16 protein-coding genes are annotated in these 15,999 nt (G+C 69.9%); 9 read left to right on the top strand and 7 right to left on the bottom strand.

Translation table 11 applies throughout. The features are described 5' to 3' along the window. Window positions 1-14: 14 nt before the first annotated feature. Complete coding sequence (locus tag ACFYPR_RS08790; protein ID WP_354855196.1) at window positions 15-1,190, bottom strand: ROK family transcriptional regulator; 1,176 nt, start codon at window positions 1,188-1,190, stop codon at window positions 15-17. Between the two features lie 165 nt (window positions 1,191-1,355). On the opposite strand from ACFYPR_RS08790, the gene ACFYPR_RS08785 reads away from it, so the two are divergent. The 4 genes from ACFYPR_RS08785 to ACFYPR_RS08770 all read left to right on the top strand — a co-directional run bounded on the left by ACFYPR_RS08785 (window position 1,356) and on the right by ACFYPR_RS08770 (window position 4,699). Continuing rightward, window positions 1,356-2,810 (top strand): glycoside hydrolase family 3 N-terminal domain-containing protein, encoded by a 1,455-nt coding sequence (locus tag ACFYPR_RS08785; RefSeq protein WP_355133227.1) that lies wholly within the window; start codon window positions 1,356-1,358, stop codon window positions 2,808-2,810. A 161-nt stretch (window positions 2,811-2,971) separates the two neighbouring features. Beyond that, entirely contained in the window at window positions 2,972-3,547 is a 576-nt protein-coding gene (locus ACFYPR_RS08780) for a hypothetical protein (protein WP_387259197.1), read from the top strand. After that, window positions 3,544-4,038: a DCC1-like thiol-disulfide oxidoreductase family protein gene (locus ACFYPR_RS08775; RefSeq protein WP_355066956.1), complete on the top strand. Its 495-nt coding sequence runs from the start codon at window positions 3,544-3,546 to the stop codon at window positions 4,036-4,038. The genes ACFYPR_RS08780 and ACFYPR_RS08775 overlap by 4 nt, the downstream gene beginning before the upstream one ends. After that, window positions 4,001-4,699 carry a TetR family transcriptional regulator gene (locus tag ACFYPR_RS08770; RefSeq protein ID WP_354855192.1) on the top strand — a complete coding sequence of 233 codons (699 nt, stop codon included), beginning with the start codon at window positions 4,001-4,003 and terminating at the stop codon, window positions 4,697-4,699. Before ACFYPR_RS08775 ends, ACFYPR_RS08770 begins: the two co-directional genes overlap by 38 nt. Before the next feature lie 240 nt (window positions 4,700-4,939). On the opposite strand, the gene ACFYPR_RS08765 is transcribed toward ACFYPR_RS08770, so the two are convergent. After that, window positions 4,940-5,602 (bottom strand): GNAT family N-acetyltransferase, encoded by a 663-nt coding sequence (locus tag ACFYPR_RS08765; RefSeq protein ID WP_387259194.1) that lies wholly within the window; start codon window positions 5,600-5,602, stop codon window positions 4,940-4,942. A gap of 201 nt (window positions 5,603-5,803) precedes the next feature. On the opposite strand from ACFYPR_RS08765, the gene ACFYPR_RS08760 reads away from it, so the two are divergent. Together ACFYPR_RS08760 and ACFYPR_RS08755 are read left to right on the top strand one after the other, a co-directional pair. Beyond that, the gene (locus tag ACFYPR_RS08760) at window positions 5,804-5,992 is read left to right on the top strand and encodes a DNA repair protein (RefSeq protein WP_387179008.1); all 189 of its coding nucleotides are present in this window, start codon (window positions 5,804-5,806) and stop codon (window positions 5,990-5,992) included. A gap of 152 nt (window positions 5,993-6,144) precedes the next feature. After that, window positions 6,145-6,663, top strand: a complete 519-nt coding sequence (locus tag ACFYPR_RS08755) for a hypothetical protein (RefSeq protein ID WP_354855189.1) — start codon at window positions 6,145-6,147, stop codon at window positions 6,661-6,663. A gap of 10 nt (window positions 6,664-6,673) precedes the next feature. Here ACFYPR_RS08755 and ACFYPR_RS08750 read toward each other — a convergent pair whose 3' ends face one another. Then, window positions 6,674-7,405 carry a Clp protease N-terminal domain-containing protein gene (locus ACFYPR_RS08750; protein WP_387259191.1) on the bottom strand — a complete coding sequence of 244 codons (732 nt, stop codon included), beginning with the start codon at window positions 7,403-7,405 and terminating at the stop codon, window positions 6,674-6,676. A gap of 191 nt (window positions 7,406-7,596) precedes the next feature. On the opposite strand from ACFYPR_RS08750, the gene ACFYPR_RS08745 reads away from it, so the two are divergent. Beyond that, window positions 7,597-8,412, top strand: coding sequence for a DUF72 domain-containing protein (locus ACFYPR_RS08745; RefSeq protein WP_387259377.1), 816 nt, complete (start codon window positions 7,597-7,599; stop codon window positions 8,410-8,412). 15 nt (window positions 8,413-8,427) lie between these two features. Here ACFYPR_RS08745 and ACFYPR_RS08740 read toward each other — a convergent pair whose 3' ends face one another. After that, a complete protein-coding gene (locus tag ACFYPR_RS08740) occupies window positions 8,428-10,260 on the bottom strand; it encodes a glycoside hydrolase family 15 protein (protein ID WP_354855187.1) in 1,833 nt (610 codons plus the stop codon). Window positions 10,261-10,405: 145 nt separating this feature from the next. Here ACFYPR_RS08740 and ACFYPR_RS08735 point away from each other — a divergent pair, with 145 nt between their 5' ends. Both ACFYPR_RS08735 and ACFYPR_RS08730 read left to right on the top strand, forming a co-directional pair. Next, window positions 10,406-10,831 (top strand): VOC family protein, encoded by a 426-nt coding sequence (locus ACFYPR_RS08735; RefSeq protein ID WP_354855186.1) that lies wholly within the window; start codon window positions 10,406-10,408, stop codon window positions 10,829-10,831. Window positions 10,832-10,897: 66 nt separating this feature from the next. Next, entirely contained in the window at window positions 10,898-11,347 is a 450-nt protein-coding gene (locus ACFYPR_RS08730) for a hypothetical protein (RefSeq protein ID WP_354855185.1), read from the top strand. Between the two features lie 8 nt (window positions 11,348-11,355). Here the strand turns inward: ACFYPR_RS08730 and ACFYPR_RS08725 are convergent, their stop codons facing one another. From ACFYPR_RS08725 to ACFYPR_RS08715, 3 genes are all read right to left on the bottom strand, one after another. Then, window positions 11,356-13,011 carry a glycoside hydrolase family 44 protein gene (locus ACFYPR_RS08725; protein ID WP_387259186.1) on the bottom strand — a complete coding sequence of 552 codons (1,656 nt, stop codon included), beginning with the start codon at window positions 13,009-13,011 and terminating at the stop codon, window positions 11,356-11,358. A 135-nt stretch (window positions 13,012-13,146) separates the two neighbouring features. Then, entirely contained in the window at window positions 13,147-13,719 is a 573-nt protein-coding gene (locus tag ACFYPR_RS08720; protein ID WP_387259184.1) for a kinase, read from the bottom strand. A 360-nt stretch (window positions 13,720-14,079) separates the two neighbouring features. Beyond that, window positions 14,080-15,294, bottom strand: coding sequence for a DUF4041 domain-containing protein (locus ACFYPR_RS08715; RefSeq protein WP_387259181.1), 1,215 nt, complete (start codon window positions 15,292-15,294; stop codon window positions 14,080-14,082). Window positions 15,295-15,999: the final 705 nt, after the last annotated feature.

Below are 15,999 nucleotides of genomic sequence, written 5' to 3'. Positions count from 1 at the left end.
CCGCCCCAGCGGGCTCAGCCGACGGTGGAGCCGAACACCTCGTCGCGAACGGCGTCCAAGGCGGTGCGCAGCGCGCCGCGCAGGATCGGCTCCTCGGTGAGGCCGGTGGGCACCACCCGTGGCCGGACCAGGGTGATCGCCGCGACCTCCCGCTGCACCCGGTCGGCGAGCGCCGCCCCGCCGGCCTGGCCAACCTCCCCGGCCAGCACGACCAACGGCGGGTCGAGCACCACGCAGGTGCTGGCCACGCCGAGCGCGAGCCGACGGGCCAGCTCGTCGAGCATCGGGCCGCCCGCAGCGCCGTCGGCGACGGCCGCGCGGACGGCCTCGGCGGCGTCGGTGTCCGGGTAGCCGTGCTCGCGGGCCACCGCGCGGACCGAGTCGCCGCCGATCACCTGCTGGAAGGCCGGCTTGGCACGCCGCGAGACGTCGCGCGGGATCGGCGCGCCGGGCACCGGCAGGTAGCCGATCTCGCCGGCCGCGCCGCTGCTGCCGTGGTGCAGGCGACCACCCAGCATGATCGCCAGGCCGACGCCGGCGCCCACCCAGACGAGGACGAAGTCGGCCACGCCCTGTGCCGCGCCGGACTGCGCCTCGGCCACCGCGGCCAGGTTGACGTCGTTCTCGAAGACCACAGGCGTGTGCAAATCGTCGCGCAGCGCGGCGAGCAGACCGCTGTGCCAGCGCGGCAGGTTGAAGGCGAAGGTGATGTCGCCGGTGTGCGGATCGACCAGGCCCGGCGTGCCGAGCACGATCCGGCGGACGCTGCTGAGCTGCGCCTGAGCGCTGCTGGCGGCCTGCACCACGGCGTTGTGCACCACGCCCACCGGGTCGTCGGTGTCCCGCGTCGACTGCTCCACGCGGCCGATGACGGCGCCGGTGATGTCGGCGCAGGCGGCCACCACGCGGTCCGGCCCGACGTCCACCCCGACGACGTGGGCGCTGCTCGGACGCACCGCATAGAGCTGGGCGTTCGGCCCTCGCCCGCCGGCCTGCTCGCCGACCCGGCTGACCAGGCCGCGCTCCTCCAGCCGCTCGACGAGTTGCGAGGCGGTGACCTTGGACAGCCCGGTCAGCTCGCCGAGCCGGGCCCGGGTGAGCGGCCCACGCTCCAGGAGCAGTTCCAACGCCGCGCGGTCGTTGAGCGCCCGCAACAGGCGGGGGGTGCCGGGCAGCCGGGTCGCACTCATGCCACGTCCTCTAGTTTTAGTAAACTTTGCTAACTGTAAACCGACCTGCGAACGGGTAGCCGTAGCGTAACGGCCACCCCGAGGCAGAGTGCTCGGCCGACCCGGCAGGGCGACGACCACCGCGGGTACGACGTTCGTGCCCGGGGGACCGAAGGGGGAGATCACGTGGGGCTCGATCCAGGACTGCGTCGGCTCGCGCTGGGCACGCTGCTCGCCGCGTACCCGGGACCGGTCCCGCCGGACTGGGCGGTCGACCTGGTGGCCGACGGGCTGGCCGGGCACACCCTGTTCGGCACGAACGTGCACGACCCCGCGCAGGTGGCGGCGGGCACCGCCGCGCTACGCGCCGGCCGGGCGGACGTGCTGATCGCCATCGACGAGGAGGGTGGCGACGTGACCCGGCTGGCACATGCCACCGGCAGCCCGTACCCCGGCAACGCCGCACTCGGCGCGGTCGGCGACGTGGCGCTGACCCGACAGGTCTACCAGTCGATCGGCGCCGAACTGGCCGCGCTCGGCATCACCGTCAACCTCGCCCCCACCGTCGACGTGAACACCGCCGACGACAACCCGGTGATCGGCACCCGCTCCTTCGGCGCCGACCCCGTCCGGGTGGCCGCCCACTCGGCTGCCGCCGTGAACGGCCTGCAGTCCGCCGGCGTCGCGGCCTGCGCCAAGCACTTCCCCGGCCACGGCGCCACCAGCACCGACTCCCACCACGAACTCCCCACTGTGGACGTACCGCTGGAGTTGCTGCGCCAGCGGGACCTGCCGCCGTTCGCCGCGGTCGTCGCCGCCGGGGCACGTGCCGTGATGACCGCGCACATCCGGGTGCCGGCGCTGACCGGTGACGACCCGGCCACCTTCAGCCGGGCCGTCCTGGTCGACCTGCTGCGTACCGAGTACGGCTTTACCGGCACGGTGATCACCGACGCGCTGGAGATGAAGGGGGCCGCGGTGGCCGCCGGAGGTGTCGGGCCGGCCGCGGTCCGGGCCCTGTCGGCCGGCGCCGACCTGCTCTGCATCGGCGCGAAGGTCGACGCCGCGCTGGTCGAGCGGGTGGCCGCCGAGATCGTCGAGGCGACCGCCGACGGTCGGCTGCCGATCGCCCGGGTCGAGGAGGCGGCCGGCCGCGCCGCCGCGCTCGCCGCCTGGACCCGGGCCGCCGGCGGGTCACCGACCGCCGCGGACTCCGATCTGGGGTACGCGGTGGCACGCCGGGCGGTGCAGGTGGAGGGGGTGCTCACCGGCCTGGATGAGCCGCTGGTGGTGCAGTTGCACACCGAGTCCACCATCGCCGAGGGACGGGTGCCGTGGGGCCTCGGCCCGCACCTCGACGGCACGCGGGAGATCCGGGTGATCGCCAGCGAGACCGACCCGGCCACGCTGCGCGGGTTGGCCGGGGATCGTCCCATCGTGCTGGTCGGACGGCACCTGCACCGGCTGTCCGGCGGCCCGGAACTGATCGCCGACCTGGCGGCCCAGCACCCGGTGACCGTGGTGGAGATGGGCTGGCCGGCCCAGTGGCGCCCAGTGGGCGTACGCGCCTTCGTCACCACCTATGGCGCGAGCCACGCCAACGGCCGCGCGGCGGCCGAGGCCCTCGGCCTGGCTCACTGAGCCTCGACGCCGTCCGGTCGGGCTCCAGGGCTCGACCGGACGGCGCGCTCAGCGCCGCGCCACAGTGTCCACAGTCACTGATCGCCACTTCTTGAACATGTTCAATACCCGCTCTAGGCTGACGTCGTCGGTAGTTGAACACGTTCAAGGAAGGCGTCCACATGGACATCAAGGTCTGGATGTACGTGATCTACCTCGCGGTCAGCGTCGGCCTGACCATCTGGGTGGCGCGGGCGCTGTCCCGCAACGGGCAGGTCTTCCTGGAGGAGGTGTTCGCCGACGAACGACTCGCCCGAGCGGTCAACAGCCTCCTGGTGGTCGGCTTCTATCTGCTCAACCTCGGCTACGTCACGGTGGCCATGAAGCACCCCGACCCGGTGCTCACCACAAGTGAGGCCATGGAGGAGCTGTCCCTCAAGATCGGCCTGGTGCTGCTGGTGCTCGGCGCGCTGCACTTCTTCAACGTCTTCGCGCTGGGCCGCTACCGCCGCAACCGACTCCGCCAGCTCGCCACGCACCCGCCCATCGCACCGATCGGCCGGCTCCCCATGCCGCCCGCACCGCACGGCGCACACCCGACCGCGCCCTATCCGGTCGGAGCGCAGCCGGTCGGGCCCTACCCGACCGGACCCCAGCCGGTGGGACCACAGCCGGTGGGACCACAGCCGGGCACCGCACAGCCCCGCGCGGCACAGCCCGGCGCCGACGGGCCGGGAACCAACCACGTGACCCGATGACCGCCGCACCGGTCGGCGGGCCCGCCGGGCCTCCGGATCCCACCGCGTTCTCCGGCGGTGGGGTCCGGGGGTTCACCGTCCTGTTCGACGCGAACTGCCCGCTCTGCCGGGCCGCCCGCCGGTGGCTCGCGTCCCGCGCCCAGCTCGTACCCCTGGAGTTCGTGCCGGCCGGCTCGACCGAGGCCCGGCGGCGCTTCCCCGGCCTGGACCACGACGCGACGCTGCGTGACCTGACCGTCGTGGCCGACACCGGCGAGGTGTACGCGGGCGACGGCGCCTGGTTCGCCTGCCTCTGGGCGTTGGCCGACCACCGGTCGGCGGCCGAGCGGCTGTCCCGGCCGCATCTGCTGCCGCTGGCCCGGCAGGTGGTGGCGACCGCCTCCGCGATCCGGGAGCGGGTTCGCGATCCGTGGGCCGAGCCGATGGACGAACCGGCGGGATACCGTGACCCCGATGACCGAGCAACCTGCGCCGACGACCACTGCGGGTGAACCTGCGACCGCCCGGGGCGAGCAGACCCGGCAGCTGATCCGGGACACCGCGATGCGACTGTTCCGCGAGCGCGGCTACGCCCAGACCACGATGCGGGCGATCGCGCAGGAAGCCGGCGTCGCGGTGGGCAACGCCTACTACTACTTCGGCTCGAAGGACCACCTGATCCAGGAGTTCTACGCCCAGTCCCAGGTCGAGCACCGGGCGAAGGCCCAACCGGTGCTCGACCGGAAGGAGGCGTTCGCCGATCGGCTGGCCGGGGTGCTGCATGCCGGGATCGACGTGCTGACCCCGTCACACGCGTTCGCGGCGACCTTCTTCAAGACCGCGGCCGAGCCGACCTCTCCGCTCAGTCCCTTCTCCGCCGAGTCGTCCGGCCCCCGGCAGGCGGCGATCGACCTGTTCGCCGAGGTGCTGACCGGCTCGACCGCCAAGGTCGACGCGGAGTTGCGCCCGCAGCTGCCCGAGCTGCTCTGGCTGGCGTACATGGGCGTCGTCCTCTACTGGGTGCACGACCGATCACCCGGTCAGGTCAAAACCCGGCAGTTGATCGACGGCGTGGTGCCGCTGATCGACCGGCTGGTCGCGTTGTCGCGGCTGCGGGTGCTCCGCCCGGTGACCCGACAGGTGCTCGACCTCATCCGCACGCTGCGTCACTGACCGGTTCACACCCGCGACCCGGCTCCGCCGCAGGTCAAGTCCGCTATTCGACACTCCGACCCAACAGCTCGCACCTTGCACCGGGCAGATTCGATACGTAGCGTGATCGACATCGGATCGACCCGTCAGCGACGCGGCCGACCGCCCGAGAACCGGGGCCTGGGGGCAGGTTGCGGACCGTGGATCCGGCCCGGGATCCACGGTCCGCGCACTGAGACCGCACCCGACGGCTGCCCCGTCTCACCGCGGATAGACCCCGTACGCCCGCCAGCCCCGGTCCGGGAAGCCCGCCGCTTCCGCGACCCGGGCCGAGGCGTGGTTGTCCTTCTCGTGCAGGTACGTCGGCACCGCGCCCTCGTCCAGGACCCGCCGTGCCGCCTGCGCCACCAGCCGACGCGCGAGGCCCCGACCCCGAGCGGCCGGCGCGGTGCCGATGGCCAGTTCGTGCCCGTACGCGTCGTGGCGTTTTATCCCGGCTCCGGCGAGGTAGGTGCCGTCCACGTCGCGGACCACGAGCACCGGCCGGTCGAACAGCCGCAGCCAGGCCGGCAGGCCAGGGGCGGTCGACTCGGTCCACTCCCCCACGTCGGGCAGTGGCGCGGGAGCCAGACTCCAGCGGAACGGGCCGTCGTGCACACAGAAGGTGGGCAGTCCGACGGCCTCCGGCAGCGCCGCGAGCATGCGCTCCGGAGCGCGCTTGACCAACGCCCGGATCGCCGCCACCCGGTCCGGCGCGACGGAGAGCACCGCGCTCCGACCGGTGTCGACGGCGAGGGCCGGACGCAGCCGGCCGTCCCAGGCCGGCCTGAGTCGGCGATGCGAGGCGACCACGTGCAGCCCCGGGCCGGCCGGCCACTGGCCGAGCCAGGAGGCCAGGTGCAGCTGCAGCAGCCGGTTGAGCATGCGTACCTCCCGTCACCGGACACGTCGTGGATCACCGTACGCGCAGCGGCCCGACCGGGCGGGCCTTCCCGTCGGGGCCGGATGGCCCGGGGTCACGAATGCGCCGGGCGCCGTGCTGCCCGAGATGCGGGAACCGGGTAGCGAGATCGACCGTCATAGGTATTTCCATACATGGACACCTTTCTTTGGGACGGTATGGTCATGCCGATTCAGCCGAACGACCGCTTCCACCAGGACCCCACGCGACTCTGGCAAGCAGCGGAGGCCGCCGGAGCCCTTCCGGCCCAACCGCGCTACCGGGTGACCCGCACGACGGGCGCCCTGTCCTGGGCGAAACTGAACAAGCTGCCGGCCGGCAGCTCCAGCCGGCACGGCCTCAACACCCGCTGAGGCGCCGGCCAGGCCCGGACAGCGCCGAAGGCGGCCTCTGCCGGTGGTCGGGGACGACACACCGCAGGAGGACCAGCGGCGGTATTCGCACACCTGTCGGGTAATTTCTTCCAGGTCCGGCACCCCGGCCTACGACAGGAGAAGCTCCGCGCATGGGCAAGAAGACGATCCAGGTCTCCGACTTCACCGGCACCGTTCTGCAGCAGGACGACGAGGTGGTTCGTGTCGTCGTCCTGGAGCACCCGGACCTGGTCGCCGGGCCCGTGCAGCTCGACGCCACCCCGGGCGAGGTGGAGAGCATCGACGACGCCGCGCTGGACGTGGCGGTGGTGGAGATCCACGACCGGCACGGCGGCGGCGAGCCTCGACGGGTGGTCCTCACCGCCAGCGAGTTCGACGCGATGGCCACCGACGTCCCGATGGCGCAGTTGCTGAAGACGGCCGAGCGGGTCCGCCCGCCCAAGGCCCGCAAGAGCGTCGAGAAGATCGACTACGGCACGCTGGAGCACGCCGGCAGGCCGCACCGGGGCCGGGTCACCGAGGAGGAGGCCCGACTGGTCCGCGAGCAGCTCGACGAGGTCAACAAGCGACTCGCCGACGCGGGCGTACGCCAGATCGACCCGACCGATCCGGAGCACGCCCTGCGTTACGGCTTCCCCGAGGCGTCCTGACCCCGGGTTCTCACTTCTTACCGACGGCGGCGGCGAGGGCGGCGGACAGGTCGGCCTCGACCGCCGCCTTGTCCAGGTCGAGGTTGGTGAGCACGCCGGCGCCGTCCTCCTGCTCCAGCAGGGCGAGCAGGATGTGCTCGGTGCCGATGTAGTTGTGCCCGAGGCGCAGCGCCTCCCGGAAGGTCAGCTCCAACGCCTTCTTGCCGCGCGCGTCGTACGGGATGAGTTCCGGAACCTGCTCCGCCCGCGATGGGAGGACGGCACCGACCGCCTCCCGCACCGCCTCGGGGGTGGCGCCCCGACCAGCCATCACCCTGGCGGCAAGACCCTCCGGCTCGGCCAGCAGGCCCAGCACCAGGTGCTCGGGGCCGATCTCGGCGTTACCGCTGGCACGGGCCTCCTCCTGCGAGGCCACCACCACGTTGCGGGCCCGGGGGGTGAACCGGGCGAAGCCGGCGTTGGGGTCGAGCGCCGCCGCCTCGGTGGAGCCCTTCGCGACGAAGCGCTTCTGCGCGGCCTGCTTGCTGACCCCCATGCTGCGGCCGATGTCGGTCCAGGAGGCGCCTGAGCGCCGGGCCTGATCGACGAAGTGCCCGATCAGGTGGTCGGCGACCTCACCGAGGTGATCGGCGGCGATCACCGCGTCGGTGAGCTGGTCGAGCGCGTCGGTGTGCGCCTTCTTGATCGCCTGGATCAGGTCGTCGAGCTTGACGTGGTTGTTTATCTGGAAAGGCTCGGTCATGCGTCAACCATAGGTTGACGCCCTCTCCCCGTCAACCCTGAGTTGACGACGAATGTGAACGACGCCGACCCCTGCGGGGCGGCGGTCGGCCGCCGCACAGACGGGTGTCCCGAGCTGCCACGGGGCGCGTATACGGTGGGCGCGGTTTCACCAGAGGAGGGGCGGTCATGCGGCTGCACGTGGGATGCGCGATGTGGACCCACCGGTCGTGGCCTGGTCGCCTGCTGCCGCCAGCGGAGCGCCTGCGGCACTATGCGAGCTGGTGCGACGCCGTCGAGGGCAACACGACGTTCTACGCGACACCGGCCCGGGACACCGTCGCGTCCTGGGCGGCGCAGACCGATCCCAGCTTTCGGTTCGTCCTCAAACTTCCCAAGGTCGTCACGCACGAACGCCGGCTCACCGACGTCGGCGACCCGCTGCGCGCCTTCCTGGACGCGATCGAGCCCCTCGGCCCACGCGCCCACGCTCTCTGGATCCAACTGCCGGGGTCGTTCTCGCCCGCCGACGTGCCCACCCTCGATCGGTTCCTCGGCCAGCTCCCGCGTTCCCACCGGTACGCCGTGGAGGTCCGCCATCCCGCGTTCTTCACCGACCCGCACGCGATCCGGCTGCTCGAGAAGACCCTCACCGCGGCCTCGGCCGAATGGATTCCCTTCGACACCACCGCGTTCTTCACCAGTCCGCCGACCAGCGACGCGGAACGCGACGCCTGGACCAAGAAGCCACGGATGCCGCTGCGGGCGGTCGCGCTGACCGACCGCCCGATCGTCCGTTACCTGGGCCGCGACGACAACGCCCGGACGGTCCAGGGGTGGCAGCGCTGGGTCGAGGTCACCGCCGACTGGCTGCGCGAGGGTCGCTCCCCCACCGTGTTCGTCCACACGCCGGACAACGCCGACGCGCCGCGGCTCGCCCGCCGCTTCCACGACGAGGTACGCGCCCGCGTGCCCGGCCTCGACGCACTGCCCGAACCGGTACCGGTCGAACCACTGACCCTCTTCTGACGGGTACGCCCGCGGTCACCCCTTTCCGTCGAGGAGGGCGTTGAGGTGGTGGGCCGTGCTGATCAGCGAGAGGTGGCTGAACGCCTGCGGGAAGTTACCGATCTGCTCACCGGTGGGCGCGATCTCCTCCGAGTAGAGCCCCAGCGGCGTGCTGTACGTCAGCATCTTCTCGAACGTCAGCTGGGCGTCGTCGAGCCGGCCGGACTGGGCGAGGGCCTGGACGTACCAGAAGGTGCACATGCTGAAGGTGCCCTCGGAGCCGGCGAGCCCGTCGGGCGAGGCGTTCGGGTCGTAGCGGTAGACGAGGCTGTCCGAGACCAGCTCGTTGTCTATCGCCCGCAACGTCGACAGCCACATCGGATCGTTCGGCGCGATGAAGCCCACCCCGGGCATCGCGAGCAGCGAGGCGTCGGTGATGTCGGTGCGGTAGTGCTGCACGAAGGCCTGTCGTTCCGGATGGAATCCCCGAGCGATGACCTGCTCGTAGACGGCGTTGCGTTCGTCCGCCCAGCGGGTGATGCTCGCGGGACGCCCACGTGCGTGCGCGATGCGGATCGCGCGGTCGAACGCGAGCCAGCACATCATCCGCCCGTAGGTGAAGTCCTGCCGCCCGGAGCGGGTCTCCCAGATGCCGTCCTCGGGCTGGTCCCAGTGGTCGCAGAGCCAGTCCATCAGGCCGGCCGTCTTGCGCCACCCGTCGTACGACGTCATCAACCCGCTCTGGTCGGCGAGATGCAGCGAGTTGAGCGCCTCGCCGTAGATGTCCAGCTGCACCTGGCCCGCCGCGCCGTTGCCGATCCGCACCGGCGCCGAGCCGCGGTATCCCTCCAGGTGGCCCAGCACCTCCTCGGGGAGGTCCGGCGAGCCGTCGATGCGGTACATGATCTGCAGAGGCACGTTGCCGTCGCGGGCGTCCCGGATGCGCGCTTCGAGCCAGGTCAGATACTTCTGGGCCTCCTCGGTGAAACCGACGCTGAGCAGCGCGTGGACCGAGAACGAGGCATCACGGATCCAGGTGTAGCGGTAGTCCCAGTTCCGTGGTCCACCGATCTGCTCCGGCAACCCCGCCGTCGGGGCGGCGACCACGGCGCCCGTCGGGGCGTACGTCATGAGCTTGAGCGTCATCGCCGACCTGTCGACCATCTCCCGCCAGCGGCCGGTGTAGGAGGAACGGCCCACCCACCGACGCCAGTGGTCCCGTGTCTCGGCCAGCAGTTCGCACGCCTCCTGCGTGCTGAGGGCCCGGGGTGGGTGGGGGCAGGCCGTCTCCAGGACGACTCCGCCGATGTCGCCGACGTGCAGCTCGTTGCGAAAGCAGACGCCCTCGGTGTCGCGCTGGATCGTCCGCTTGTCGACGAGCCGATCCGCGTCCGAGAAGGGGGCCAGGGTGAGGCTGAGGGTCGAGCTGCGGAAGACGTCGCCCTCCGGGTACACCTCCAGTTCGTACGGATCCCGCCCGTAGTTGAACCGCGGCCGGCAGTCGAAGCGGAACGGCATGTGTCCCCGGACCATCCGGATCAGCCGGATCAACCGGTGCCGGTCGGTGGCCTGCTCGCCCGTGACGGGCATGAAGTCCAACAGCTCCCCCACCCCGTCGGCGCTGTGGAAACGGGTGATCAGGATCGGCGTGCCGGGTAGGTAGAGCTGTTTGCTCGAATACTCGATGCCGTCGGGTGAGAGCTGGAAGTGGCCACCTTTTCGACGGTCCAGCAGGGCGGCGAAGACGCTCGGCGAGTCGAAGCGCGGCGCGCAGAACCAGTCGATCGTGCCGTCCTTGCTGATCAGCGCGGCGGTCTGCAGGTCACCGATCAGGCCGTGCTCCTCCACCCCCGGGTACGTCGTCTCCACGTTGGCTCCCGCCGCTCGTCGGGCTGACGGCGGCGACTACCCGGGATACCGCGCGCTACACGGCTGGCCGCCTCCGTGTCGGGACGAAGCTGTCGGTGCCCGCCGATAGCGTGACCACCGGACGACATCGACGAGAGGACACCAGGTGAGCCTGCGCGGATTCGCCACCCTGAACATCTGGGCCGACGACGTGGCGGCGGCCACCGACTTGTACGCCCGATTCCTGGGCCAGGAGGCGTACTTCTCGCGGCCCGGCCCCGACGGGCGTCCGGCCTACACCGAGTTCCGCCTCGGCGACTACCAGGCGGAGCTGGGCATCATCGACCGCAGGTACGCCCCGCCCGACGCGACGGCCGGGCCCGGTGGCGCTGTGATGCACTGGCACGTCGACGACCTCGACGCCACCGTGGAACGGCTCCTCGCGATGGGTGCCACGGAATACCAGCCGATCACGCCCCACGGGGACGCGGGGTTCGTCACCGCGGCGGTGGTGGACCCATTCGGCAACGTGCTGGGTGTCATGACCAACCCGCACTACCTCGACATTCTCGCGTCTTCCAGGCCGGCCTGAGGCGGTTGTCGACGTCTGCTGTACTCGACAGCGAGGATTCCCCCTCGGCGAAGGAGGCCCACTGGCATGTCCACCTCCGAGTTCAGCCCCGACGCTCTGCGTACGCTGATCCGCGCCGGCGCCTGGATCGACCGCCCGGACACCAAGAAGGCCGCCGTACACCTGCTGACCTTCACCAAGCTGCCGGAGCAACCAGGCTTCGCCGAACTGGTCGAGGTCGTACAGATCCCCGAGTACGACGACGGTCACGACATCCAGGTGGCGGTCATCCGCGACTGGCCGGCGCTGCTCGCGCTACCGGCGGTCGAGCAACTCTCCGACGACGACCAGCGGCTGGTCGCCCTTGCCGGCAGCCTCGCCACCGGGCAACCGGTCGACCTGGCCGCCAACGCCGCCGTCAAGGGCCACGAGCACGCGGCGAAGGTCGCCGAGGCGATGGTGATCGCCGCCGGCTACCACCTGAAGTACACGGTCAACCCGACCGAGCGGCTCACCACGAGGTTCACCAAAGCCTGAGTAAGCGCTCAGTGTCGGCGCTGCGGCAGGACGAGCAGCGTCACGGAGTTCGCCGGGTACGTCGCGCTGACGCCGCCCCGGGCCACCCGGAGATCCTCACCCCGGACGATCGAGGTGAGATCGGCCGGGCCGTAGGTGAACCGCTGCGCCCTGTCCCCGCCCTGAAATCCGGAGAGCGCCAACCGTGAGGTCAGATCGCCGCCCGTCTTGTTGACCACCATGACGGTGAGTGCCTTGTCGGACGAGCGTTGCGCGGCGTAGACCGAGAGCTGCCCCTGGTCGCCGCTGACCGCCGACACGCTCACGTCGCCGAACCTGCTCCCGGCTCCGTCGTAGTTCCGGTACATCCGGAACGCGTACGCGCCGGGGTCGGTCGGCTTCGGTTCGCCCCAGATGGTGGCCAGGTCCAGACCCTCGCGCCCGAAGATGCCGAGGACGTCGGCCTGCGCGAGCGCGCCGTTGATGTCGTCCAGGGCGCCCCAGTTGTATTCGGTGATGGCGACCTTGGTGCCGGGGTAGTACTGCGCGACCCATGCCTTCATCTGGCGGATGAACTGCAACGGCGGAGCGTTCACCCCGCCGGGGCCGATCCACGACTCGTCGACGTACGTCGGATCCCACAGCGACCGGGTCGACCGCAGCCGCAGCGCGTTGGCATCCGCGTCCTTGCCGCCGCTGATCTGCGGGTAGTAGTGCTGATCGAAGTAGTCGAGGAACCGCTTCCCGCCGTGGGCGTCGCTGAAGTCCTTCATGTTCTTCAGATACCACTGGGACAGGTTGAGCCCGCCGTGCGCCGCCGCGTCGGCACCCGGCGCGCATCCGTCCACGCCGGACGCCACCCATTCGCAGTAGCCCCAGCCGGACGGGCCGAGCACCGCCGCGCGCGGGTCAGCGGCCTTGATGGCCGCGGCGGTCGCCGTGCCCTTGCCGCCCAACTCGTCGTAGCTCACCGGGTCGGGATGCACATCGCGGTGGGTGGAGTTCCACAGCACCGGCTCGTTGTCGAGTTCGTAGATCGGTACGCCGCCACGTGACGCCGGGCCGAACTGGGTCACCAGATGGGACACCATCTCGCCGGCGAACGACGCGTCGGCCGGGATCGAGGTGTCCGTGGGGACCGCCCCGGTCAGGTTCGCGTCGGCGTGCCGGCCGTTGCCACAATTGGGGTCCCACTGGTCGAACGAGTCCTGCTCGGGGAAGCGCGTGGCCGGGAAGCCGCAGGCGAACGGGTGTGACGAGGGCGAGTCCTTCGCCACCCATCCGATCAACGGCACGGTGACCACCTGCCTGGTCCCGTGGTCCCGGTTTCGCTGGACGAACGCCTCGACCGTGTTGTCGGGCCCGGCCACGATGTTCTCGAAGTACCAGTCGCTGCCGGTGTTGTAGGTGTGGTTCTTGAAGTTGTAGCGGCTGCTCGCGTTACCGCCCCAGCGCGCCACCGGGGTGCCGAGTTCAGCGACGAGCGCGGGGTCGCCGCCGTTCATGCCGTAGATGTCGGGGCTGATCGCGTGCCGGGCGGCGGACACGTCCACGGTCAGGGCGAGCCCTGCGGCGGCCTCCGCCGGACCGGCGACGGCCTGGGTGGTCAGCAGCCCCGCCACGAGAGATCCGGCCACACCGATCACCGTGGCCGGACGCGGCTTGCGCCGTCGTTGCACACCCATCAGAAACTCCTGCCGCCGATCAGCCCGGGACGGACCGAACTCGCAGACATATTACTGCCCGTCCATATTACGTCAATAGATTGACGTCGATAGATGCAGTTTCATTCGTCCCGGTGGCCGCGACCGTCGGGTGCTCTACGGGTACGCGACGTTCGGCAGCAGGTCGTCGTCGCGCCCGGTCTGGGGCAGTCCGGCAGCAGCCGCGATGACCTCGACGGCCTCGTCCAGCCCCGTGGTCTCGGGGAGGACGAGTTCGTCGGGCCAGCCCAGGACGTCGTGGGCGGCGTACCAGCCGCTCATGTGCTCGGCGGTGAACTCACTGACCTGCGGACGGGTGAGATGTCGGCGCAGCGTCTCGGCCAGGGACACGTCGAGGTAGCAGAACAGTGACCGGCCGCGGTGGCCGTCCCGCAGTGCGGTCAGCATGCTCCGATAGCGGCTGGCGTGCATGATGCCCTCCACCACCACGTGGTAGCCGTGGTCCAGTGCGAACCGAACGGTCTGCCCGATCAGCGCGGGTGCCGCACCGCCGGGTTTGTCCCGCTCGCGCAGCACGATACGGCGCAGGTAGTCCTGCTCCACCAGGGCGCAGCCCCGACCGTGCCGGCGTCGAAGCTCCCGGGCCATGCTGCTCTTCCCCGAGCCGGAATTGCCCCGGATGCAGACGAGGATCGTGGACTCCGGGCTGCCGGTGGGTTCAGCGACCACGATGCCTCCTCGGCTTCAATCGCCGCGGACGGTGAGGTCGTAGCCAGCGGCGGCAGAGGAGCACGTCATGTCACTCCCGGATCCCCATCTCGGCCACCAAACCCCTGTCGAGGCGGTACACCTGCGTGACGGTGTGGTCGGCGAGTTTCGCTCTGGTCTTGTCGTGGACCACCTGACCGGAAGGCGAACAATCCACCCAACGACCTGTTCACCTCATCTCGGCAATTCGGCTTGATCATGGCTAGAGCGGGCTGGCCCATCGGCGACGGATACTCATAACAGTTGCACAGCGCCGTGTGCACAGTGATCCGTTGGACCCCCGCTAGCTTGGCGGCACCCGCCATCCAAGAACTTGGCCTGTCATGTGGCTGCGGCTGGTTGCTTCTGCGCATGGGTGAGGCTCTGCCGGTATTCCAGTGCCTCGGGGATCTCCTCGTACTGAAGTAGGCTGCCAGCCAACTTCAGCAGGTGCTCCTTGGCCTCTTCCGGAGTGGCGTAGAAAAACTCGCGGCGGTGGTTGACCAGGTTGACACGTCGGTCGGCCAAACGAGCGTGCATCTGCGCCTCGATGCCGACAGCGTCCTCGGAGAAGAACAGGGCGTGGACGTCAAAGTTGAAGGGCACCGAGGCGTCACTGAGTTCGCGCACCCGGTCCAGCGGATCCAAGCGACGGGTCATGCCGACCTTGACCATCTTCTCGCCGAACGCACCGAGGTTGGAGATCACATACACGTAGCCAGCCCTGACGTTGGCGGCCCGCCGGTCGACATCCTGGAGCGCAGTGTCAATCTGGCTCAACCGATCCTGCATCTGGGCTGCCCCATCGATATCACCCTTGGCCTGAAGGACCGTCATGGCATTGGCGTAGTGCTGGCGTTCCTTGTCCAGCCGAGCGCGTTCGCGCTCGATCTCCTGCTGAGCACGTCGCTCTTCGCGGAGCCGAGCCTTCTCCTCGCGTTCTCTCTCCTTCTCCTCAGCCAGTTTTTCCTGATAGTCGGCGGTGAGTTCAAGCTCCTCCACCCGCAGCCGGTGGTACCCCTCGGCGATACGAATGTCCATCGTCTTGCCGAGCTTGGCGATGGTCGCAGCCACCTTCCCCAGCCGCTCGACGGCCGAGGCGAGCTTGTACGGCTTCAACCCCCGTACCAGGTTGTCCGCCTCGGCGTTGTAGGCGCGAAGCATGAGCTTGGAGAAATCCCGAATCATAGCCCGGCCCTCGGCAGCCGAGCCGTTGACCGTCCACCCGGTGGCGGCCTTGACCGCGCCCCCGTCCTTCCTGGTCATCGCCTTGATCCGCTCCTGAAGGCGGCTTAGCTGGCTCTGGTAGGCGACCGCGTCCGACAGGGGGTGCCGGTACTGATATACACCTGCCTCCTGGAGTAGCGCAGTCTCCTCGGTGACCACGATCTGCTGCCGGAGACCACCCAAGTGCCGATCGAGTTCGGCCTTTTGTGCTTCACCCTTCGCAGCCTGGTCGGCGACCTCGCGGCCAAGTCGAGCCCGATGCTGCTCAAGCTCGATCGCAGACAGCACGCCAAGCCGTGACATCTCTGCCCGCAGACCGGTCAGCTCCACCGTTACCTGGTCCAACTCGCGGCGAAGATGCTCATTCTCCGCAGCGAGTTCGCGTGCCTTGCCACGGGCACCGAACAGGGGAATCTCGGGAGTTTCGGTGCGCTGCTGGGAGACGACGACAGGGGCCGCAGCAACCTGCCGAGCGACCGCAACAGGCGCTGCCGCAGCCGGAGCTGACGAGTCGGGGATCCATAATTGCCACCCGGATGGAGGAGGACCCCACGCGGGATCCGGCTTCCAGCCCGATGGCGGGATCCATCCAACAGGTGGAGCCGGCCAGTTCGGTGGTGCATTGAAGCGGTATCCCATCATTACCCCCAAGGCTTCACCACGGCCCGACGAAGGTAGCGCCGCAGTCCTCAAGGCAAAATCGACAACTCGGATCGGCAGTTCCAGCCATCCAGGCGGCCACCATTAACCGACCGGGGACTTCAGTCCGGTTACCGACAGGAACGAGCGTCGGCGACTCTTCCGTCTCAGGCGGGCCTGTGGCTAGAGACGGCCCGACGCGTGGAGGGCTCGCAGCCCACCGATGAGGACCTGAGTGTCAAAGCACGGGCGGCCACAAGCAAGGAGCCGCGATCATGGGCAACGTCACCCCCCGTAAACTCCAAAGAGCCATTTGAAGGCGAGAGACTAGCGACGGGTTCGCTCGTTCGGCGCACTGCAATGTCCGATAGTCCGATTATTCTGACACGTGCAGCG

The sequence above is a fragment of the Micromonospora sp. NPDC005254 genome (assembly GCF_042872525.1).
Taxonomy (GTDB): Bacteria; Actinomycetota; Actinomycetes; order Mycobacteriales; family Micromonosporaceae; genus Micromonospora.
Note: the sequence above shows the minus strand (reverse complement) of the source record. Positions and strands in the feature narration are given on the sequence as shown.

What these genes read in the sequence shown, in the direction of transcription:
- ACFYPR_RS08765 (WP_387259194.1), bottom strand. Translation starts at nt 5,602, where the DNA reads ATGCTCAACCGGCTGCTGCAGCTGCACCTGGCCTCCTGGCTCGGCCAG.
- ACFYPR_RS08730 (WP_354855185.1), top strand. Translation starts at nt 10,898, where the DNA reads ATGTCCACCTCCGAGTTCAGCCCCGACGCTCTGCGTACGCTGATCCGC.
- ACFYPR_RS08750 (WP_387259191.1), bottom strand. Translation starts at nt 7,405, where the DNA reads ATGACCGAGCCTTTCCAGATAAACAACCACGTCAAGCTCGACGACCTG.
- ACFYPR_RS08775 (WP_355066956.1), top strand. Translation starts at nt 3,544, where the DNA reads ATGACCGCCGCACCGGTCGGCGGGCCCGCCGGGCCTCCGGATCCCACC.
- ACFYPR_RS08780 (WP_387259197.1), top strand. Translation starts at nt 2,972, where the DNA reads ATGGACATCAAGGTCTGGATGTACGTGATCTACCTCGCGGTCAGCGTC.
- ACFYPR_RS08790 (WP_354855196.1), bottom strand. Translation starts at nt 1,190, where the DNA reads ATGAGTGCGACCCGGCTGCCCGGCACCCCCCGCCTGTTGCGGGCGCTC.
- ACFYPR_RS08725 (WP_387259186.1), bottom strand. Translation starts at nt 13,011, where the DNA reads ATGGGTGTGCAACGACGGCGCAAGCCGCGTCCGGCCACGGTGATCGGT.
- ACFYPR_RS08745 (WP_387259377.1), top strand. Translation starts at nt 7,597, where the DNA reads ATGTGGACCCACCGGTCGTGGCCTGGTCGCCTGCTGCCGCCAGCGGAG.
- ACFYPR_RS08760 (WP_387179008.1), top strand. Translation starts at nt 5,804, where the DNA reads ATGCCGATTCAGCCGAACGACCGCTTCCACCAGGACCCCACGCGACTC.
- ACFYPR_RS08755 (WP_354855189.1), top strand. Translation starts at nt 6,145, where the DNA reads ATGGGCAAGAAGACGATCCAGGTCTCCGACTTCACCGGCACCGTTCTG.
- ACFYPR_RS08770 (WP_354855192.1), top strand. Translation starts at nt 4,001, where the DNA reads ATGACCGAGCAACCTGCGCCGACGACCACTGCGGGTGAACCTGCGACC.